Source organism: Acidiphilium sp. PA (assembly GCF_026191915.1).
GTDB lineage: Bacteria > Pseudomonadota > Alphaproteobacteria > Acetobacterales > Acetobacteraceae > Acidiphilium.
Genome location: NZ_JAIMBY010000001.1, coordinates 346,665 through 367,798 on the forward strand (window position 1 = coordinate 346,665; position 21,134 = coordinate 367,798).

At 67.0% G+C, this 21,134-nt stretch carries 18 protein-coding genes; all 18 read right to left on the reverse strand.

The features are described from left to right. Window position 1: 1 nt before the first annotated feature. Window positions 2-871, reverse strand: a complete 870-nt coding sequence (locus AruPA_RS01645) for a cell division protein FtsQ/DivIB (RefSeq protein WP_265634505.1) — start codon at window positions 869-871, stop codon at window positions 2-4. Beyond that, window positions 859-1,785: a D-alanine--D-alanine ligase gene (locus tag AruPA_RS01650; RefSeq protein ID WP_265634507.1), complete on the reverse strand. Its 927-nt coding sequence runs from the start codon at window positions 1,783-1,785 to the stop codon at window positions 859-861. The genes AruPA_RS01645 and AruPA_RS01650 overlap by 13 nt, the downstream gene beginning before the upstream one ends. After that, entirely contained in the window at window positions 1,782-2,711 is a 930-nt protein-coding gene (gene murB, locus AruPA_RS01655; RefSeq protein ID WP_265634509.1) for a UDP-N-acetylmuramate dehydrogenase, read from the reverse strand. Before murB ends, AruPA_RS01650 begins: the two co-directional genes overlap by 4 nt. Continuing rightward, entirely contained in the window at window positions 2,708-4,147 is a 1,440-nt protein-coding gene (gene murC, locus AruPA_RS01660) for a UDP-N-acetylmuramate--L-alanine ligase (protein WP_265634511.1), read from the reverse strand. Before murC ends, murB begins: the two co-directional genes overlap by 4 nt. Then, complete coding sequence (locus AruPA_RS01665; protein WP_265634513.1) at window positions 4,144-5,250, reverse strand: UDP-N-acetylglucosamine--N-acetylmuramyl-(pentapeptide) pyrophosphoryl-undecaprenol N-acetylglucosamine transferase; 1,107 nt, start codon at window positions 5,248-5,250, stop codon at window positions 4,144-4,146. The genes murC and AruPA_RS01665 overlap by 4 nt, the downstream gene beginning before the upstream one ends. Continuing rightward, window positions 5,247-6,410 (reverse strand): FtsW/RodA/SpoVE family cell cycle protein, encoded by a 1,164-nt coding sequence (locus AruPA_RS01670; RefSeq protein WP_265634515.1) that lies wholly within the window; start codon window positions 6,408-6,410, stop codon window positions 5,247-5,249. Before AruPA_RS01670 ends, AruPA_RS01665 begins: the two co-directional genes overlap by 4 nt. Continuing rightward, the gene (gene murD, locus AruPA_RS01675) at window positions 6,410-7,798 is read right to left on the reverse strand and encodes a UDP-N-acetylmuramoyl-L-alanine--D-glutamate ligase (protein WP_265634517.1); all 1,389 of its coding nucleotides are present in this window, start codon (window positions 7,796-7,798) and stop codon (window positions 6,410-6,412) included. Before murD ends, AruPA_RS01670 begins: the two co-directional genes overlap by 1 nt. Beyond that, on the reverse strand, window positions 7,795-8,883 hold the full coding sequence (gene mraY / locus AruPA_RS01680; protein WP_265634518.1) for a phospho-N-acetylmuramoyl-pentapeptide-transferase: 1,089 nt from the start codon (window positions 8,881-8,883) through the stop codon (window positions 7,795-7,797). Before mraY ends, murD begins: the two co-directional genes overlap by 4 nt. Further along, on the reverse strand, window positions 8,883-10,238 hold the full coding sequence (gene murF, locus AruPA_RS01685; RefSeq protein ID WP_265634519.1) for a UDP-N-acetylmuramoyl-tripeptide--D-alanyl-D-alanine ligase: 1,356 nt from the start codon (window positions 10,236-10,238) through the stop codon (window positions 8,883-8,885). The genes mraY and murF overlap by 1 nt, the downstream gene beginning before the upstream one ends. Continuing rightward, entirely contained in the window at window positions 10,235-11,671 is a 1,437-nt protein-coding gene (locus AruPA_RS01690) for a UDP-N-acetylmuramoyl-L-alanyl-D-glutamate--2,6-diaminopimelate ligase (protein WP_265634520.1), read from the reverse strand. Before AruPA_RS01690 ends, murF begins: the two co-directional genes overlap by 4 nt. A 4-nt stretch (window positions 11,672-11,675) precedes the next feature. Continuing rightward, window positions 11,676-13,766 (reverse strand): penicillin-binding protein 2, encoded by a 2,091-nt coding sequence (locus tag AruPA_RS01695; protein WP_265634522.1) that lies wholly within the window; start codon window positions 13,764-13,766, stop codon window positions 11,676-11,678. Then, window positions 13,763-14,581: a hypothetical protein gene (locus AruPA_RS01700; RefSeq protein WP_265634524.1), complete on the reverse strand. Its 819-nt coding sequence runs from the start codon at window positions 14,579-14,581 to the stop codon at window positions 13,763-13,765. Before AruPA_RS01700 ends, AruPA_RS01695 begins: the two co-directional genes overlap by 4 nt. After that, on the reverse strand, window positions 14,578-15,465 hold the full coding sequence (gene rsmH, locus AruPA_RS01705; RefSeq protein ID WP_408858566.1) for a 16S rRNA (cytosine(1402)-N(4))-methyltransferase RsmH: 888 nt from the start codon (window positions 15,463-15,465) through the stop codon (window positions 14,578-14,580). Before rsmH ends, AruPA_RS01700 begins: the two co-directional genes overlap by 4 nt. A gap of 38 nt (window positions 15,466-15,503) precedes the next feature. Next, on the reverse strand, window positions 15,504-15,962 hold the full coding sequence (gene mraZ / locus AruPA_RS01710) for a division/cell wall cluster transcriptional repressor MraZ (protein ID WP_265634526.1): 459 nt from the start codon (window positions 15,960-15,962) through the stop codon (window positions 15,504-15,506). 311 nt (window positions 15,963-16,273) lie between these two features. Next, a complete protein-coding gene (locus tag AruPA_RS01715) occupies window positions 16,274-18,028 on the reverse strand; it encodes a S49 family peptidase (protein ID WP_265634527.1) in 1,755 nt (584 codons plus the stop codon). A gap of 66 nt (window positions 18,029-18,094) precedes the next feature. Then, entirely contained in the window at window positions 18,095-18,676 is a 582-nt protein-coding gene (locus AruPA_RS01720; RefSeq protein WP_265634528.1) for a lipocalin family protein, read from the reverse strand. A gap of 78 nt (window positions 18,677-18,754) precedes the next feature. Further along, entirely contained in the window at window positions 18,755-19,828 is a 1,074-nt protein-coding gene (locus AruPA_RS01725) for a tartrate dehydrogenase (RefSeq protein ID WP_265634529.1), read from the reverse strand. Continuing rightward, window positions 19,825-21,123: an MFS transporter gene (locus tag AruPA_RS01730; protein WP_265634531.1), complete on the reverse strand. Its 1,299-nt coding sequence runs from the start codon at window positions 21,121-21,123 to the stop codon at window positions 19,825-19,827. The genes AruPA_RS01725 and AruPA_RS01730 overlap by 4 nt, the downstream gene beginning before the upstream one ends. Between the last annotated feature and the right edge of the window lie 11 nt (window positions 21,124-21,134).

Sequence of the window (21,134 nt, forward strand, 5' to 3'; positions counted from 1 at the left end):
TTCATGATTGATGCCCCGGTGCGGCGGCTTCCGAGAGAAACCCCTTTGGATAGGGGCGCACCACCAGACGATCCGCGAGCCGCAGATCGATGGTCAGGACCGGGCGCTCCAGCAGGTTGATCCGGTCGTCCGCCTGCATCAGCCGGGCCATCGCGGTCGCTTCATGCTGGTCCGGCAGCTTGACCGTGGTGTGGTCGCGCAACAGCAGATTCCAGCGCAGATTATCGATCCGCTCGGCGGCCACGACGTGCCTGGCGATCGAGGGATATTGCTTCAGCAGGGCGAGCAGCGCCTTTGCGTGCTGCGGCACCCCGGCGCCGACCAGCAGCGGCAGGCCAGGGTCGCGCGCGCGCGCGGCGGCGGCATCATGGCCGAGCAGCACGGTGCCGTCCGGCCCGATCAGGGCGAAGCGGTTGTCGGGCTGCTGCCAGATCGCGATCGGGCGGCGTTCGACCACGTCGACGCGCACGGTATCGGGCAGCAGACGTTCGACGGTCGCGCTCCGCACCGCGCCAAGTGCCGCGATCCGCGCGGAAGCCTGGGCGGGTGAAAATCCGAGGATCGGCATCCCCCTGGTGATGCCAAGAGCCTTCTCGACCGCGGCGCGGGGCGTGGTCGACGCACCGGAGATCTCGATGTGGCGGACCCGAAACCCGCCATCCGCCAGCACGCCGGCGGCGGCAGTGCGCACCGGGCGGAGCAGCGCATCGACCCCGCGCAAACCGAACGGCACGATGACCAGGGCGGACACGATGGCGATGCCGAACACAATCGGCTTGCGCGATTTGCGCAGCCGGCGCAGCAGCAGGGTCCGCGCGCTGGGACGATCCTGCACGACCGGCTTACGGGATTTGGATTTTACACGCGGCATGCGGCGTGCTCCACCATCCAGGCGCACAGCGCCGGGAAATCGATGCCACAATACGCCGCCTGCTCGGGCACCAGCGAGGTGGGCGTCAGGCCGGGCTGGGTATTGACCTCGAGCAGCACCAGACGATCCGTTTCATCATCGTATCGAAAATCGGCGCGCGAGGCTCCGCGGCAGCCGAGCGCGTGATGCGCCGCGACCGCGACATCCTTGGCTCGCGCGGTCACCTCCTGCGTCACGCCGGCCGGCACATCGTGGCGGGAGCCGCCCGCGGCATATTTGGCCGTGTAGTCGTAGAACCCTTCCGCGCGAATTTCGGTAACCGCCAGCGCCCGGCCATCGAGCACGGCGACGGTGAGTTCACGGCCCGGGATATATTCCTCGGCCATCACGGTGTCGCCGAACGGCCAGTCGCGCGCGATGTCGGCGCGGCGATTGTCGCCGTGGCGGATGATATGCACGCCAACCGAGGAGCCTTCGTTGACCGGCTTCAGCACGTAGGGGCGCGGCAGCGGGTCGGCCTCGGCGAGTTCGTCGCGCGGCACGATGCGGTGCTGCGCCAGCGGCAGACCGGCGGCGGCGAAGGCGGCCTTGGCGACGGATTTGTCCATCGCCATGGCGGAAGCGCGCACCCCGGAATGGGTGTAGGGGATGCCCATGTAGTCGAGCACGCCCTGGATCGTGCCATCCTCGCCGAAGCGGCCGTGCAAGGCGTTGAACACCGCATCCGGTGCCGGCGTGAGGGCGGCGATCACCGCACCGAGATCGGCACCGACCTCGATGGCGAGCACGTCGTAACCGGTGGTGCGCAGCGCGGCGATCACCTGGCGGCCGGTGGCGAGGCTGACCTCGCGCTCCGCCGAGATGCCGCCGAACAGCACGGCGACGCGCTTGATGCCGGACGACCCAGCGTTCATGACGGCCCCCCTTGGGCGACGCCGATGCGCTTGATTTCCCACAGCAGCGCAATGCCGGTTTCGGCGAGCACGCGGGCACGCACCGCATCGCCCAGAGCTTCGAGGTCGGCAGCGGTGGCGGCGCCGCGATTGATCAGGAAATTGCAGTGTTTTTCGGAAACCTGGGCATCGCCGATCACCATGCCGCGGCAGCCGGCCTGATCGATCAACTGCCAGGCCTTGTGACCCTCCGGATTACGGAACGTCGAGCCGCCGGTGCGCGCGCGAATCGGCTGGCTCGCCTCGCGATTGGTGCGGATATCCGCCATCCGGGCGGCGATCGCTTCAGGCTGATCACCACGCCCGATCAGCCGGGCGCGCACGACGATACCGCCCGGCGGCAGGCTGGCATGGCGGTAGGACAGCGCGAGATCGGCGGCCGTGTAGCGGGCGATGGTGCCGTCACGGCCGATGATCTCGGCCCAATCAAGCACGTCGCGGATCTCGCTGCCGTAGGCGCCGGCGTTCATCGCGACGGCGCCGCCAAGCGAGCCGGGAATGCCGGACAGGAATTCGAGACCGGCAAGACCGGCGGCGGCAGCGGTTTCGGCAATCGTCATGTCGAGTGCCGCCGCACCCGCGATCACGCCATCGGGCTCGATCGCAATCTCGCTGAAGCCACGCGCGAGTTTGACGACGATGCCGGGAATCCCGCCATCGCGAATGATCAGGTTCGAGGCCGCCCCGATGATGGTAACCGGCAGTTCCGGCGGCACCGCCTGCATGAACGCCGCCAGATCATCGGCGTCCTGCGGGCGCAGCAGATACGCCGCCTCGCCGCCCACCCGAAACCAGGTGGCCGCCCCCAGCGGCGCATCGAACGCCACCCGGCCGCGCGGCGTCGGCAGGCTGTCGCGCCAGTCGGCCTCGATGCGTGCGGCCATCATCGCAGGCCACCCTGGCCGCGGCGGTTTTGATCGGTCAGCGCCTGCAACTGCGCCGGCAGCGCCTGCGCCCATTGGGTGATGGTGCCGGCACCGAGACAGACCACGAAATCGCCGGGTCGGGCGATCGCGTTGACCATTTCGGCCAGATGATCGGGGCTGGCCAGCGGCACCACGGCACGATGCTGGCGGGAGCGCAGGCCATCGATCAAGGCATCGCGATCAACGCCCTCGATCGGCTCTTCGCCGGCGGCGTACACATCAGCGACGATGACGGTATCGGCATCGTTCATGCAGGTGCAGAAATCATCGAACAGCGAAGCCAGGCGCGAGAACCGGTGCGGCTGGACGACGGCAATCACCTCGCGCGCGCCGGCCTGGCGCGCCGCCTTCAGCACCGCCGCGATCTCGACCGGGTGATGGCCGTAATCGTCGATGATGGTGATGCCGCCGACCTCGCCGGTTTTGGTGAAGCGGCGCTTGACGCCGGCGAACCCCGCGAGGGCGTTGCGCAGATCGATCTCGGGCACGTCCATCTCGAGCCCGATGGTGATGGCCGCGAGCGCGTTCGAGACGTTATGGTTGCCGAGCATCGGCAGGCGGAACGGCCCCATCCGGCGCGCCTTGCCGCCGATGCGGTCGGACAGCCGCACCTCGAAGGTCGCGCCATTGCGGTCGGACATGATGCGCTCGGCACGGACATCGGCCTGCGGCGAAAACCCGTAGGTGATCAGCCGATGATCCGACAGATCGGGGATCATCTGCTGCACCGCCGGATGATCGATGCACAGCACCGCGAACCCGTAGAACGGGATGTTCGAGACGAACTGCCGATAGCCCGCCTCCATCGCCTCGCGGGTGCCCCAATGGTCGAGATGTTCGGGGTCCATGTTGGTGACGACCGCGATCACCGAGGGCAGGCGAAGAAAGCTGCCGTCGCTTTCATCGGCCTCGACCACCATCCAGTCGCCGGTGCCGAGGCGCGCGTTGGTGCCGTAGGCGTTGATGATGCCGCCGTTGATCACCGTGGGATCGAACCCGGCACCTTCGAGCACGGCGGCGACGATGCTGGTGGTGGTGGTCTTGCCGTGGGTGCCCCCGATCGCGATCGACCAGCGCAGGCGCATCAGTTCGGCCAACATTTCAGCCCGGCGCACCACCGGGATCAGCTTGCTGCGCGCGGCCTGAACCTCGGGATTGTCGCGCGGCACCGCGGTCGAGATCACGACGACCTGCGCCGCACCCAGATTGGCGGCTGTATGGCCGATCGCGACCTGGATGCCGGCAGCGCGCAGGCGGGCGACATTGGCGTTTTCCGCAATGTCGGAGCCCTGCACGGCGTAGCCCAGATTATGCAGCACCTCGGCGATGCCGGACATGCCGATACCACCGATACCGACGAAATGGATCATCCCGATCCCGAGCGGCATGGCCCTCATGATACGCGCCCCGCGACGCAGGATTGCACCAGATCGGCGAGCCGCGTGCTGGCATCGGCGATGCCGCAGGAAGCCGCCGCCTGGGCCATTGCCGCCAGCCGGCCGGGTTCGGCCAGCAGCGTTTCCACCGCGCGCGCCAGCACGGGCGGGGTGAGACCCGCCTGATCAAGCCGGATGGCGCCGCCCTTGCGCGCGATCGCATCGGCGTTGTGGCGTTGATCGGCATTGATCGCGAGCGGGATGAAAATCGCCGGCCGGCCGATCACCGCGAGTTCGGCAACCGTCGAGCCGCCGGCGCGGGCGATGACCAGATGCGCCGCGGCGATGCGGGGTGCGACATCACTGAAAAACGGCGCCAGCTCGTTGGTGATGCCGGCGGCATCGAGCAGCGCGCGCGCAGCCGTGATTTCGGGTTGCGGGCATTGCATGGTCAGGCGGATCCGCCGGCGCAGGGGTTCGGGCAGGGTCGCGAGCGCGGCCGGGATCAGGCTGGCGAAGATGCGCGCACCGAGCGAGCCGCCCAGCACCAGCAGATCGATCGTGGCCGACGGCGTCCGATAGGGCGCGGCAATCAGCTTCGCCACCGCCGGGCGCACCGGGTTGCCGGTCAGCGTAACCTTGATCCGCCGTGGCACCGCTTCGGTCTTTGGAAAACTGGTGGCCAGCTGATCCGCGATCCGCGCAAGCATGCGGTTGGCACCGCCGAGAATGGCGTTCTGGTCGTGCAGAATGACATGAGGCCGGCGGCGCAGGCCCAGCGTCGCCACGATCGGCGGCACCGAGGGATAGCCGCCGAACCCGATCACCGCCGCGGCATCGAGCGTGGTGAGCAGCGTGCGGGCCGATTTCGTGCCGCGGGCGAGCTGCCTGAGGCCGGCGGCGACGCGCGCGGGGCTGCGACCGGCGAGGCCGGCCCCTTCGATCACATGTTGCTCGCACCCGGCAAACACCGCGGACTGACCGGCGCCGGAGCGCGCATCGGTCATCAGCACGACGCGCTCGCCCCGTTGCATCAACACATCGGCCACGGCTTCGGCGGGAAACAGATGACCGCCGGTGCCCCCGGCGGCGATGATGATGGGTTTGAGCATCGTGCCTCTCATGCCACCCGGTCCTGCATGGTCACGCCGGCGCCGCGTTCGGCGGCGCGTTCCGCGTGGTTGCGCTTGCGGGTCAGCGCCAGCAGGAATCCCATGTGCAGCCCGACCGCGAGCACCGCCGACCCGCCGTAGGAAATGAACGGCAGCGTCATCCCCTTGGTCGGGATCAGCGACAGCGACGAGGCCATGTTGATGAACGCCTGCAGCCCGAAACTGACCAGCAGGCCCGACGCCGCCAGGGCCACGAACAGATCGGTCTCGCGCAGGATGCGCGCGAGGCCGCGCAGCACGATGACCGCGAAGATCAGAATAATGCCGAGGCAGACGATCAGCCCGAATTCCTCGCCGGCCACGGCGAACACGAAATCGGCACGCGCGTCCGGCAGATAATGTTTCACCTGGCCTTCGCCGGGCCCGCGCCCCCACAGGCCGCCGTTGCCGAACGCGGAGAGTGCGGTGATCGCCTGATACGCCTTGTCCTTGGTCGGGTGCAGAAACAGCATCACGCGCATGTGCACATGCGCAATGAATTCGAACGCGGCAAACCCGGCGGCGCCGAACCCGGCGACCGCGATGCCGACCCAGTACACATTGAGCCCGTCGAGAAACAACTGGACCAGGAAGGTCGAGGCGACCAGCGCGGTCGAGCCGACATCGGGCTGGCGCAGCAGCATCAGCAGCACCAGACCATTCAGGCCGAGTGCGGCCATCATGCCGGGAAAGCCCGGCGTGCGGCGGCGCTCGGCGAGCAGCCAGGCGGTGGCGATGATCAACGCGGGCTTGAGAAATTCGGAGGGCTGGATCGTAAAGCCGGGCAGCGCGATCCAGCGCCGCCCGCCATCGATCACGACACCGTGGACCAGAGTAAAGGCGGTCAGGATCAGAAAGATGATGCCCACACCCAGCGCCGCGAGCTTGACCTGCTTGAGGTCGAGCATCGAGGTCGCGATCATCACGAAAGCACCCACCGCGAGGTAGACGATCTGCTTGATCATCACCATCGTGCGCGGGTCGGACAAAGCGATATTGGTGGCCGGCGTCGCCGCGAGCGCGAGCACATAACCGATGCCGACCAGCAGGATCAGCGCGGTGAGCATGACGCGATCGATGCTCCACCACCAGCGCCCGACGACCGAGGTATCCGCGCGTGACAGCATCGGCATCAGGAACACGCCGCCGGCAGAGGGACCGAACGCGCCAGGGCGGCAAATCGCAAGCCGCGCTCGGCGTAATTGGCGAACTGATCGAAGCTCGCCGCCGCCGGTGCGAGCAGCACGGCAGCGATGCCGCGCCGGTGCGCGCGATCGAAAGCGAGCGGCACCGCACGGTCGAGCGTGCCGGCGATTTCGTGCGAGACGCCGTGCGCAGCCAGGGTCGCCGCGAATATCGGCGCATCGCGGCCGATCAGCACGGCATGATCGATCCGGTCGAACCAGGGCGCGAGGCCAGCGATGCCGCCATCCTTGCCGATGCCACCGGCAATCCACACCACCCGATCGAAACTATCGAGCGCGCGCGCGGCGGCATCCGCATTGGTCGCCTTGCTGTCATCGATGAAGTCGACGTCGGCGATCGTGGCGACACGCTGCTGGCGGTGCGGCAATCCGGCAAAACTTGCAAACGCGGGTCCGATGCGGCCGCGCTCGATCCCCAGCGCCAGCGCCACGGCCGCCGCGGCGGCGGCGTTCTGCGCATTGTGCGTGCCGCGCAACGCGGGCGCGGTCGACAGATCAGCGATCGGGCCAAACCCGTCGCGCAGGATGCGATGCTCGGCAAAAAAATCCGCATGGCGATTGCCGGAAATCCTGATCAACCGGGCAGGACGCGCCGCAATGTCGCCGGCGAGCGTGCGCGACGGTTCGTCATCGATCCCGATCACCGCCGTATCGGCATCGGTTTGACGCGCAAAAATCGCTGCCTTTGCAGCGATGTATCCGGCCATGCTGCCATGGCGGTCGAGGTGGTCGTGAGTAAGGTTCAGCATTATGGCTGCATCGAAGCGCATCGTCGCGATTCGCTCCAACATGTAACTCGACATTTCCAGCACATAAACGCCGTCATCGGGCAGCAGCGGCAACGCGAGCGACGCCGGTCCCAGATTACCCCCGGCGGCGACCGGCACGCCCGCCGCGGCCAGCGTATGGGCGAGCAGCGCCGTCGTGGTCGATTTGCCGTTGGTGCCGGTGATGCCGGCGAACCGTGCGGCGCTGCCGGCAGCGCGCACGGCACGGAACAACAATTCGGCATCCGACAGAATAGGCACGCCCCGCCCGCGCATCGCCGCCGCCTCGGGGTGCGGTGCGGGACGATCGTGCGGAATCCCCGGCGACAGGATCAGCGCGTCCAGCCGATCGGTCTCGCTTGGCCTCGCGAGCGGAACACCCGCCGCCGCCGCCGCATCGCGCCGCGCCGCATCATCGTCCCAGGCGACCACGGCGGCCCCCATGATCCGCAGCGTGACGGCAGCCGGCAGACCGTTCTGGCCGAGCCCGAGCACGGCGAAACGCTGGCCCTCGAACACGCGCGGCCAGGGGGTGATGGGGGCGCTCATCGGATCTTCAGGGTTGCCAACCCTGCCAAGCCCAGAATCATCGCGACGATCCAGAACCGGATCACGATCGTCGGTTCCGCCAGACCCTTCTTTTCGAAATGATGATGCAACGGCGCCATCAGAAACACCCGCCGGCCGGTGCGCTTGTACCAGAACACCTGCACGATCACCGAAACCGTTTCGACAACGAACAAACCACCGACGATCGCGAGCACGATCTCGTTCTTGGTCGCAACCGCGACCGAACCAAGCGCGCCCCCCAGCGCGAGCGACCCGGTATCGCCCATGAACACCGCGGCGGGCGGTGCGTTATACCACAGAAACCCCATGCCCGAGCCGATCAGCGCCGAGCAGAACACCGCAAGCTCACCGGTGCCGGGTACGAAATTGATCTGCAGGTAATGGGCAAAAATGCGGTTGCCGACCAGATAGGCGATCAGCGCGAACACGCCGGCGGCAATGATCGTCGGCACGATCGCCAGACCATCCAGCCCATCGGTCAGGTTCACCGCGTTCGAGGCGCCCATCATGACGAACATCGCGATCAGCGGAAACGCGAGCCCGAACGGGATCAGCAGCGATTTGAACACCGGCACCGCCAGATCGTCCGCTATGCCGCGCGGCATCAATTGCGTGATCCAGATCGCCGCGATCAGGCCGATCAGCGCCTGGAACACCAGCTTGACCCGGCCGGGCACGCCCTTGGTGTTGCGCTTGGTCAGTTTCAGGAAATCATCGGCAAACCCGATCGCGCCGTAGCCGATCGTGACCATCAGCACCGCCCAGACATAGCCGTTTTCCAGATCGGCCCAGAGCAGGGTGGATATGCTCATCGCAATCAGGATCAGAAAACCGCCCATGGTGGGCGTGCCTTTTTTCTCGATCAGATGCCGCTCCGGCCCATCGAGGCGGATCGGCTGGCCCTGCCGCTGGAGCGATTTCAGCCAGCGGATCAGGCGCGGACCAAGCAGGAAACTCACGATCAACGAGGTGATGCACGCCCCCCCGGCGCGGAAGGTGATGTAGCGGATCAGGTTCAGCACGTGAAACGCAGCACTGTGCGGCAGGAGGAGTGCATAAAGCATCAGGCGGCGTCTTCAAGAAAAGTGATAATCGTGCGCATGCGCGACCCGAGGCTGCCCTTCACCAACACGACGTCGCCGTCGCGCAGCGCACCGCGCACCAAAGGTGCGAGGTCGGCGGATGTGGGTGCCCAGTGGCTCGCGCAGGCGGCCGGCAGATCATCGGCCAGCAGGCGCATCTTCTCGCCGCAGACGAACACGAGGTCGGCGACCGCGGCAACCGGCGCTGCAAGATCGCGATGCTCGTCATCGGCATAGTCGCCAAGCTCCAGCATGTCGCCGAGCACGACGACATGCCGGCCGGCATGCAGCGCCAGCACATCGAGTGCCGCGCGGATCGAGGCGCCGGAGGCATTGTAGCTCTCATCGAGCAGGGTGATCGTGGCATCGCCGATCCGCAGGCTGCGCTGCGCACCGCGCCCGGCCAGCGGCGCAAACCCATCGAGCGCGGCGGCCGCCGCTTCGGCATCGAGCCCGAGCGCGGTGGCGGCCGCGAGTGCGGCAACCGCGTTCATCGCCATGTGGGTGCCGGGCGCGGCAAGGCGCAGGCGCACGATGCGGTTGAGAATGCTGGCGGTGATCGAAACGCCGCCGGCATCGCTGTCGGCTTCGATCAGCCGGGCTTCGGCAAGCTCCTGCGTGCCGAACGAAATGATCATGGCGCCATCCGGTGCGCGGCGGGCGAGGCGTGCCAGGTGCGGGCCCCGCGGCAGCACCGCCGTGCCACCGGGCAGCAGCCCGCGCAGCAATTCGGCTTTTTCATCGGCGATCGCCTCGATCGAGCCCATCAGGCCGATGTGCGATGCCGCGATGCTGGTCACGATTGCCACATGCGGCCGCGCGATTGCCGCGAGCGGGGCAATCTCGCCGGGATGATTCATGCCGATTTCAACCACCGCGTAATCCGCATCGGCCGGCAGGCGTGCCAGGGTCAGCGGCACGCCGATATGGTTGTTGAACGAGGCTTCGGCGGCGTGCGTCGCACCGAAACCCATGAAAATGCGGCGCAGCATCTCCTTGGTGGTGGATTTGCCGACACTGCCCGTCACCGCGGCAACCCGTGCGGTGCTGCGGGCGCGGCCGAATGCGCCGAGCCGGTTCAGCGCGTCCTGCGTATCCTCGACCAGCAAAGCCGGCCCCGTGCCCGCATCCTGCGAGACCAGCGCACCGGCGGCACCCTGCCGCAAGGCATCGGGCACGAACTCATGCCCGTCGCGCGCATCGTGCAAAGCGACGAACAGATCGCCCGCAGCAAGACCACGGCTGTCGATCGCAACGCCCGATGCCGCGAACCGCGCACGCGGAAACGCGCCACCGGTCGCAATCGCAAGCTCGTCGGCGGACCATAATATCGTCATGCCAGCAACGCCCGGATGATGGCGGCATCGTCGAACGGCAGCGTGGTGGCGCCGATGATCTGGCCCTGCTCATGCCCCTTGCCGGCCACCGCGAGCACATCGCCCGCGCGCAGCATGCCAAGCCCGGTGGCAATCGCGGTGCGGCGATCGCCGATGTCATGCGCCTCGGGGCAGGAGGCCAGAATGGCCGCGCGGATCGCATCGGGATTTTCGCTGCGCGGATTATCGTCGGTCACGATGGCGATATCGGCGCGGCGCGCCGCGACCGCGCCCATCAGCGGGCGCTTGCCGCGATCGCGATCGCCACCGGCGCCGAACACCAGGATCAACCGGCCGGTCGCGTGCGGACGCAGAGCGGCAAGCAGGCGATCGAGCGCATCCGGTGTATGGGCGTAATCGACATAGGCGGCCGCGCCATTGGCCAGAATGCCGGCGCGTTCCAGCCGCCCCCGCACCGGGGCGAGCGTGGCGAGGTGATCGAGCGCGTCCCCAATCCCCAGCGCGCGGGTAAGCCCGGCGGCGAGCAAGGCGTTATCCGCCTGAAACCGCCCGGGCAGCGGCAGGACGAGCCTGCGCGTCGCACCGGCGCTACGGATCACCAGTTCCTGGCCTTCCGGCAACGGCGTGGCGCCAAGCAAATCGATCACGGACCCGCCCTCACCCACCGTGCCCAGATCGGGGCGATGGCCGCGCAGCAGCGCCAGCGTGGCGGGATCAAGATCCGCCATCGCCAGCGCGGGCGCATCGCGCGGCAGGCATTCGGTGAACAGGCGCAGCTTGGCGGCGCGATAGGCGGCCAGATCGCCGTGGTAATCGAGATGATCTCGCGTCAGATTGGTGAATCCCGCGGCGGCGAGCGGCAGCCCATCGAGCCGGTACTGGTCGAGCCCGTGCGAGGAGGCTTCGAGCGCCACATCATCGATCCCGGCCTGTTTCAATTGCGCGAGCGTGGTCGCCAGCGTCACCGGGTCAGGCGTGGTCAGGCTTTCGCCCGGCGCAAACCCGGGCGCGATCAGGCCGAGCGTGCCGAGCGAGGCGGCGCTCCGGCCCGACGCCGCGATGATCTGGCGCAGGAAATCGACGGTCGAGGTCTTGCCGTTGGTACCGGTGATCGCGGCAATCCGGCACGGCAGCGGGCCCGCGAGTGCCACGGCAAGCTCGGCGAGGCGACGGCGCGGATTGTCTTCGGCCAGCAACGGGCGCGGCGGGGTGCCGGCCGGCCAGACTGTGCCGGGGGGCGCCAGCACGGCGGCGGCGCCGCGCGCTACTGCATCCGCAATGAAGCGCGCCCCGTCGAGCCTGGTGCCGGGCAGGGCGGCAAAGATCATGCCGGGCTGCACCGCGCGGCTGTCGGCGGTAATGCCGGTGATCACCCGATCGGCGCCGATGATCCAATCGGGCGTCGTGTGCGAGATGCGGGCCAGCCGGCTCATCAGCTCATCCCCCCGCATGGGTGAACGGCGGGGTGGCGTTCATGGTCTGGTGCGAGACGGCACCGCCGATGATCGGGGCGGATGGCGCGCTGATGGTCTCCGCCGTGGCACCCAGCGGCTGCCACATTTCGGTGCGGGCGAGTGCCGCATCATGCGCCGCCTCATCGATCGTCGCGGGCGGTTTTTCACCGGCCAGAATATACGCGTATTTGCTCGCCCCGGGCGGGAACATATGCCCCGGCCCGAGTGCCGGGCGGCCGGGCGGCGCGGCCGGATCGACCGGGATCGACAGGGCAGCCTGCGCGCTGGCAAGCGCCGCACCCGAACGCGGCATGATGCCGAGCATCGGACCGATCCGGGCAATGATCTTGGCCACCGCCGGCGCCGCGACATAGCCGCCGGTGGTGAAGCCATGGCAGAACGGCATCATCTTCTTGGTCGCATGCGGCTGCAGCACGACCACGTACACCACATAGCGCGGGTTGGTCATCGGAAACGCCGCCATGAACGACGCGTTGTTCAGATGCTTCATGTAGCGCCCGCCCGGCCCGACCACCTGCGCCGTCCCGGTCTTGCCCCCCACCAGATAACCCGGCACGCGGGCAAACACACCGGTGCCGTTCGGCGCCACCACGACATTGCGCATCATCTTGCGCATGATCAGCGAGGTTTTCGCACTCATCACGCGCACACCGGCGGGCGGCGGCCCGGCATCGTCGAGCGAGGGTTTGTAGTAAATCCCGCCATTGACCACCGGTACCACCGCCGAAATCAGTTGCAACGGCGACATCGCGATGCCGTTGCCGAAGCTCACGGTCATGGTGGTGAGCAGTTTCCAGCTCGATTTCGGGTGATACATCGCCGGCTGCGCCTCGGGCAGCTGGATCGGCGGCTTGCCGAAAAAGCCGAGCTTTTTGAGCCAGGCGCGCTGGATGTCCGGCCCCAGGATCGTCGCGATGCGCGAGGCACCGATGTTGGACGACACTTCAAGAATATGCGGCACCGCCATCCAGATGTGAGCAGGCTCGAAATCGGTCACGGTGAAGCGGCCGACGTGCAGCGGATGCGTCGTATCGAACCGGTCCCAGTAATGGATCATGCCGGAGTTGATCGCCATCGACAGCGTCATCAGCTTGAACACCGAACCGGGTTCGTAATCGCCGGAGACGCAGCGGTTGAACCGGTCATTGGCGGGCGCCGAACCCAGATCGCCGGCGCTGTAGTCGGGCAGGCTCGCCATCGCGAGCACCCGCCCGGTCCGCGCCGAAATCACGATGCCGCAGGCGCCGATGCCATCGTAATCGGTCATCGCCTGCAGGGTCTCCTGCCGCACAATGCTCTCCGCGCCGATATCGATCGACAGGCGCAGCGGCGCGGCCGGATCGTCGGTCAGGGATTTGTTGAAATACTGCTCGACCCCGGCAATGCCGCGCTGATCCGGCGTCACACCCCCCAGGATATGCGCGGCCAGATCGCCTTCCGGATAGTGCCGATGCTCGATATCCTCGAAATACACGCCGGGAATGCCAAGCTGGTTGACCGCGAGTTCCTGCGCAGCGGTCAGGCCGCGATCGAGATAGACGAAGTCGCGCTTGCGATCCGCGAGGCGCGACTCCAGCCAGCCGGGATCGAGCGCGGGGATCACCGCGGCAATCTGGCGCGCGACCTCACCGGGGTCGCCGATCTGCTTGGGGTTGGCATAGAGCGCCGCACCCGGCAGCGAGACCGCGAGAATAACCCCGTTGCGATCGGTGATTTCAGCCCGCGCGGGCGGCGGCAGCAAAATATTGGTCCGCGGCAGCTCGGCGGCGATCGCCGCGGCGTCCGGCCTGGTCGGGTTGATCACCGAGACATCGATCAGTCGCCCCGCGAGAATACCGTAAATCAGCAGAAACCCCACCAGGCCGAACACCATGCGCTTCTGCAGCACCCCCAGCGCGGCCCGGCGCGCCAGATCCGGCGTGGTGATGCGCACATGCTCGATGCGCGGCGTCGCGCCCTGCTCCGGCGCGCCCGGGTTGCGCGCCGTATTCCACGCGCCCGACCGCCGGGGAACATGCGGCGGCCTCTGGTCCGGGGGCGGCGCCTTGGTCATGGCGCGGTACTGCCAACCGGGCGGGGCGGTGCCAGATCGGCGGCATAACCCCCGAATACCGAGGTCGAAGTGCCGGATGCCGGGTGCCGCGCCGGGTGGAACACGCGCTGCGGCACCGGCGGGGCGATGGGTGCGGCTTGCGCGTTGATCGTCATCACCTGCGCGCCCATCGGGCGCACCGTGCGCACCGGCGCCAGCACCGACTGGCCGAGTGGAATCGGGTGCGACCATGCCGGATGCGCCGCTTTCGGCAGCGCATGATGCACCACCGGCAGCACGACCCGGTGAACGATCGGGTGCTGCGGCGCCGGCGTCACCGGCCGCGCCGCGGCGAGGCGCGTCGGAGCGCTGGCCGGCGCGCGATTGCCGGGTTGTGGCCGCGCGGGCGTTGCGACCGGAACCGCGTTCGGCGGCAGCACCACCGCCGAGGGCGGCGCGATCGAGGCGATCGGGCCGGATGCCGCGGTCGCATCGGGCAACTGGCCGGGCAGCGGCGGCGGCAGCGGCAGATGCGGCACGGTCGCACCCGGCGGCGGCAACCGGTCGGCGAGTTCCGACCACGTCACCAACTGGTCCGGCGCCATCGGCTTGAGTTCGGGCAGGAACATCGCGGCAAGCCGCGTCAGGCGGTTGGGATCGGTCTCGAGCGCCCATTCGGCGCGCAACACCCGGATGCGCTGCTCGGAAGCGCGGATCTGGCTGGTCACACCGCCGATCTGGCGATCGAGCTGTTCAGCCTGATGCTTGACCACGAACATCCACGCCCCCGACGAAAGCGCCATCAGCGTGGTCACGAAGGTGACGGGGCGGATCATGCCGCCACCCGTTCGATCGCGCGCAGCCGGGCGGACCGCGCCCGCGGGTTGGCGGCGACCTCGGCCTCACCCGGCGTGATCACGCCCTTGGTCACCGGCTTGAAAGCGGCAAGCGCGGTCGGCAGGATGCTGGACGGATCATGGCGCGATGGCCCGGCGGTGCGGCCGGACGCGGCCTGCATGAAGCGCTTGACCATGCGATCCTCCAGGGAATGAAACGAAACCGCAACCAGGCGGCCGCCGGGTGCCAGAAGCGAGGCCGCCTGCGCGAGCCCGCGCTCGATCTCGGCGAGTTCCTGATTGACCTCGATCCGCAACGCCTGAAAGCTGCGCGTGGCGGGATGGATGCCGGATTTATCCGGGCGGACCACGGTGCGGATCAGCGCGGCAAGATCGGCGGTGGTTTCGAACGCCTGCGTCGCGCGCCGCGCCACGATCGCCGCGGCAATCCGGCGCGAGGCGCGCTCCTCGCCGAACTGATACAGAATATCCGCAAGCTCGGCCTCACTGCGGGTATTGACGATCTGTGCCGCGGTCTCCCCGGCCGCTCCCATGCGCATGTCGAGCGGACCATCGCCCCGGAACGAAAAGCCGCGCGCCGGATCATCGATCTGATAGGACGACACGCCGAAATCGAACACCGCGCCATCGAGTGCCGCAACACCGGCCGCCTTCAGCAGATCGAGCAGATCGCCGAACCGCCCCTCGATCAGATGCAGCCGGTCGGGATACCGGGCCGCCAGCGCCGCCCCCCGCACGATCGCCGCCGGATCACGATCGATCGCCCAGATGGTGCAGTGCGCCGCCTCCAGCAGGGCCGCGCTGTAGCCGCCACCCCCGAACGTGCCATCGAGATAGATGCCGCCGTCGCGCGGGGCCAGCATCGCCACCGCCTCGTCGCGCAGGACGGGAACATGGCCGCTCACAGCGCCATCCCGGACGGCAAGGTCATGCCCGCGGCCCGGCTCGGGTCGCGCACCGCGGCACTGCGCCGCTCGGCGGCGGCGGGCTCCCAGATCTGAAACGTCGAACCGACACCCTTGAACACCACGGAATCGGTCAGTCCGGCATGGCGGACCAGTTTTTCGGGCAGCAGCACCCTGCCCTCCTTGTCGGCATCGAGCTTATAGGCATCGCCATAGATCAACTCGGCGAGATCGTCGTGCTGGTCGCTGAAAATCTGCAGATTGTCGAGCTTCGCCGCCAGCGTCTTGAACATCGGCTCGGGCCACGCCTCGATGCAGGCGTGTTTGTGCGAGGGACGAAACACCAGCTTGATCGGCTCGGCGTCACCGCGCAGTTCGGCCCGGAACGCGGCGGGGATCGAAACCCGTCCCTTCGCGTCGAGCCGGTTCTGGTGGGTGCCGAGAAATTGGCTCATGCGGCTTCTTCAAAGCCCTTTCGTCTCGCCTGTTATGCCTCGCTGCAAGCGGTCGAATGCCAGGAATCAACCATCGCACCCGATTCGCCGTGGGTGAACATGGGATATCATGGGCAAATATGGGCGTCAAAGGGTTTTATGCCGAGAATCACAATAAACGTCGGCATTATCGGCAACAAATCCGAATCGTTAATGAATGATAAACAGATAAACCGCGCGCTCGACTATGTTTCTGTTTTGTTCCTATAGACAAGCGCGAGCGGTTGATTGTCGCGCTTCGCACCCGGCGCCGCAGCGCCGTCGATCCGCCGTCAGCGGATCGTAATCGGCAGCATCGACAGCCGGTGCAGCCGCGTCATCGCAACGATGGCGCGCAATTGCGGCGGCAGTGCGGCGAGCGCCAGCGGGTTCGCCCGCTGCAAGGCGCGCGCCAGCAGCGCATGAAGACCCGGCCGGGCGTTGCCGTCGGTAATGTCGAGCGGCGCGTGCACCGGCAGGCGGAGCGCGGCGCGCACCGCATCGAAGGCGGTATGATACCCGCCGATCTGATCGACCAGCCCGCGCTGCTTGGCCTGCACCCCGGTCCAGACGCGCCCCTGGCCGATCGCATCGATCTGCGCCGGCGTCATGTGCCGCCCGGATGCCACCCAGCCGACGAATTGCTGGTAGTCGAGCTTGAGCATGCCCTGCAGATTGGCCAGCTGCGCCGGTGTCCACGCCGTGGTCGGGCTGTCGAACAACGCATTCGCCCCGCGCGACGCCCCCGCGACCGTCACCCCGATCTTGCCGAGCAGACCGCCGAAACTCAGCTTGCCGCCGAGCACGCCGATCGAGCCGGTCAGCGTCGCCGGGTCGGCGATCAGCACGCTGCCATGGCTCGAAACCCAATAGCCGCCCGAGGCATCGAGCGCGCCCATCGAGACGATCAGCGGCTTGTGCACCGCCTGCGCGCGCGCCACCTCCGCTCCGATCAGCGCGGAACCGGTCACCGTGCCGCCCGGCGTGTTCAGCCGCAGCACGATCGCCTTGATCGACTGATTACCCAGCGCATCGCTGATTTCATCGGCAAGCCGGCGCGGATCGATCTTGTCGGAATCCCCGCTGGCCGAAGGCGCCTCGATATCGCCGCTGGCCACGATCAGCGCCACCTTGGTCGCACCCACCGCCGGTTTCGGCGCATCGGCCACATAGCGCGCGAGACTCGCCGTGCGCCCCTTGAAATGGTCGATCCGCGCATCGAGCGGCAGCACCGCATCGATCAGATGATCCGCCTTCGCCTGATCCGGGCTGAGCGGCGCCTGATCGATCAGCGCCTTCACCTGATCCGGGCTCTGGTGCAGCCGTGCCGCAATCGGCGCGATCGCCGACCGATACAGCGATCCGGCCAGGCTATCGAGCATCGCGCTGTTCGCCCGCGACGGTGCCGAGCGCGTATACATCTGCGGATAGGTCTTGTATTTCCCGATATGGGCGAACTGGGCGGACACCCCGACCGTCTTCAACAGATCCGCGGCGAACGGCGTCTGCAGCGCAAGCCCGGTCACCCCGAAATCACCGGCCGCCGAAAGCTCGATCCGGCTCGCCGCGCTCGCCACCACATAGGCGCCAAGCCCGGCAGCCCCATCGAGCGACATGGCCCGCGCGACCACCGGCTTGCCGGTCTCGCTGCGGAACCGTGCCAGCGCATTGTGCAGCTCCTCGGCGGTGGTCAGCGAACAGCACGCGCTGCCGAGTTCGATGTCGATCCCGCTGACCCGATCATCATGCCCGGCGCGGTCGATCGCCTCGACCGTCTCGACCAGATTGGGCCGGGCGGTGCCGTCGAAATTCATCCACGCCGGCTCGCGCGGCGCATCGGCCGGCGGATGCGTCAAATCCAGCACCAGCGCAAATTGTCCCGGCAGCGGCTTGACCCGGCTCGCCTCGAAATGCCGCACCGCAGCACCCGAGACGAGAATGACCAGCAGCAGGATCACGCCGAGGGTGAACACCACGATCTTGACCAGCCGCCACAGCAGCAACGCGATACGGCCGGCAATGGAACGCGGTGGTTGGGCTTCGCTCATCAGACGCCTCGAAATGTTGCGGCGTTTATGGAGGCAACCGCCCCGGTCAGGCAAGCCTCGCGCCGGCTACGTCACTTTTTCGAACCCGGGCTTGCCGATGTCCGAAGGAAATTGCGCCACAAGCCGGAACTGCCGTGCGTCGTAACCCTGATGATAGAACCGCTCGAGCATGGACCGATACACCGCAGGGTTCATGCGTTTGCCCCGCGCGAAAATCCAGCCCAGCGAGCGGTTGGGAAACCCCGCCATGAAGGCGGAATAATCCGGCTCGATATGCATGATCACATAGGGCACACCGATCGAACCGCCCAGCGCCGTCACCCGCCACACCCCGTTGTCGGTCCCCGGCTCGACGTGATCGATCGAGGTGAACTGGAACAATTTCGCATCGAACGATTTCGGATAGGCGTTATACTGGTCATCGATCGCGCCAGCCCCCCGCTCGGTATAGACCGCATAGGAGCCGACGTAGTTCCGCTCGGCGAAATACGGGATGTGGCCAATGATGTACCACCTGCCCATGAACCGGCCGAGATCGACCGAGGCATGCCGCAACGGCGGGTACGGGTAGGAACTGGTATCGAGCGTACAACCGGCGAGCAGGGCCGGCGTCGCGGCCAGCACGGTACGGCGACCGAGTTTCATCATCGAATGCGTCCCCTTCATCTCTCTATCGTCGATACGACCGATATCCTGACTTGGATGTGGGGTGCCCGGCGCAACCCGTCAGGTGTGCCCGGCCTCGATCGCGGCGATCACCGCCCGCGTCACCGCGATCGTGGTCGCCTCACCACCCAGATCGCGGGTGCGCACACCGTCCGCGGTCACCTGTTCGACCGCGTCCATCAACCGGGCGGCGGCATCCGCCTCACCCAGATGCTCGAGCATCTGTGCCGCGGTCCAGAACGCACCGACCGGATTGGCAATGCCCTTGCCGGTGATGTCGAACGCCGAACCATGGATCGGCTCGAACATCGAAGGATAGGTCCGGTCCGGGTTGAGATTGGCGGTGGGCGCAATGCCGATCGAACCGGCCAGCGCCGCCGCCAGATCGGACAAGATATCCGCGTGCAGATTGGTCGCGACGATGACATCGAGGCTGGCAGGGTCATGCACCATCCGCACCGTCATGGCATCGACCAGCATCCTGTCCCACGTCACGTCAGGATATTCGGCGGCGGTGCTGGAAGCGATCTCATCCCACAGCACCATGCCGTGGCGCTGCGCGTTGGATTTGGTCACCACCGTGATATGCTTGCGCGGTCGCGACCGTGCCAGTTCAAACGCGAACCGCATGATCCGCGCGACACCGGCACGCGTGAAAATCGAAACCTCGGTCGCGACCTCCTCGGGATGGCCGCGATGTGAACGCCCGCCCTGCCCGGCATATTCGCCCTCGCTGTTCTCGCGCACGATCACCCAGTCGAGGTCGGCGGGGGTGCAATCGCGCAGCGGCGAGCGCAGACCCCGCAAAATCCGCGTCGGACGGACATTGGCGTATTGATCGAACCCCTGACAGATCGCGAGGCGCAACCCCCACAGCGTGATGTGATCAGGAATGTCCGGCGCGCCGACCGCACCGAAATAGATCGCATCGAACCCGCGCAACCGATCGAGCGCATCCGCCGGCATCATGACGCCATGTTTGCGGTAATGGTCCGATCCGTAATCGAACGGCGTGACATCGAGGCTGAAACGGTTGCTGTGCTGCGCCAGGGCCTGCAACACCGCGACACCGGCCCCGATCACCTCGGGGCCGATGCCGTCGCCAGGCACGCTGGCGATGGTGTAGTGCTTCATTCTGCGGGCTTGCCCATCGGCATCCGCACGCGGGGTGCCACATCGCGCACATTGATCGTGAGCATCAGCAGCCCCGCCGCGAACAGCGACAGCGCGAACAGAATGGCGGTGGCATAGAAATTACCCGTCACATCCTGCAGATACCCGCCAAGGAACGGACCCAGATACCCACCCAGATTCCCGAGCGCGTTGATCAACCCCATCGCACCACCCACCAGGGCAACCGGCAGGGTGCGCGACGCCGCGGCCCAGAACGGACCGTCGTATGACAACGCCCCGCCCATCGAGAGGCACAGAAACACGATCGACAGCACGATCATCGAACTGCCGATCGTGACCGACAGGATCAGGCTGATCGAGGCGAGCATCATCGGCAGGAACACATGCCACGAATACCGCCGGTCGCGATCGGCCCACCAGCCGTTCGCGAACAGCATGATCGCGGCGACGATATAGGGCAGCATGGCAATCAACCCGACCGCGCCGAACCCGGCATGGGTCAGGGTTTTCAGCAGGGTCGGCATCCACATGTTCAGCCCGTAAAAACCGATCTGCACCAGGAAATACACCGCAACCAGGCGCCAGACGGTCGCGGATTTGAAAATGCTCGAGAACGGGCCCGGCACCGGCTCGTTCGCCCGGTCCTGCGCGATCGAGCGGTTGATGTAGTCACGCTCCGGCGGCAGGCACCACGAGGCATCTTCCGGACGATCCTTGATGAAGATCAGCCAGAGCGGCAGCGCAATGATGAAGGGCAGCGCGCCTTCCACGAAAAACAGCGTCCGCCAGTCCGACATCGAGATGATGTAGCCCGACAGCGGCTGGGTGATGATCGAGGAAATCGCGAGATTGGCGATCCAGAACCCATAGGCGCGGGCGCGCTCCTGCACCGGGAACCAGTGGCTCAGCAGCACCAGCGTCGCCGGCCAGATGCCGCCTTCGGCAACCCCGAGGAAGAAGCGCGCGATGACCAGTTGGGTGAAGTTCTCGGCAAACCCGCAGGCGAGCGCCATCAGCCCCCAGAAACAGATCATGATGGCGACGAATTTCTTCGCCGACCACCGTTCGGCGAGCCAGCCGCCGGGAATCTGCAGCAACACGTAGCCCACGAAGAAAATACCGCCGGCAGTGCCTTCCTGCGCCTTGGTGGTATGGAAATCATGCCCGATGCCCGCGAAGGCGTAGGCGATATTGGTTCGGTCCATGAACGAAATGATATAAACGATCATCGCGATCGGGATCAGTCGAAACCATCGGGAATTGCCGATCGGGCCGGCCATGCTGGTCGCACTCATTGTCGTTTCCT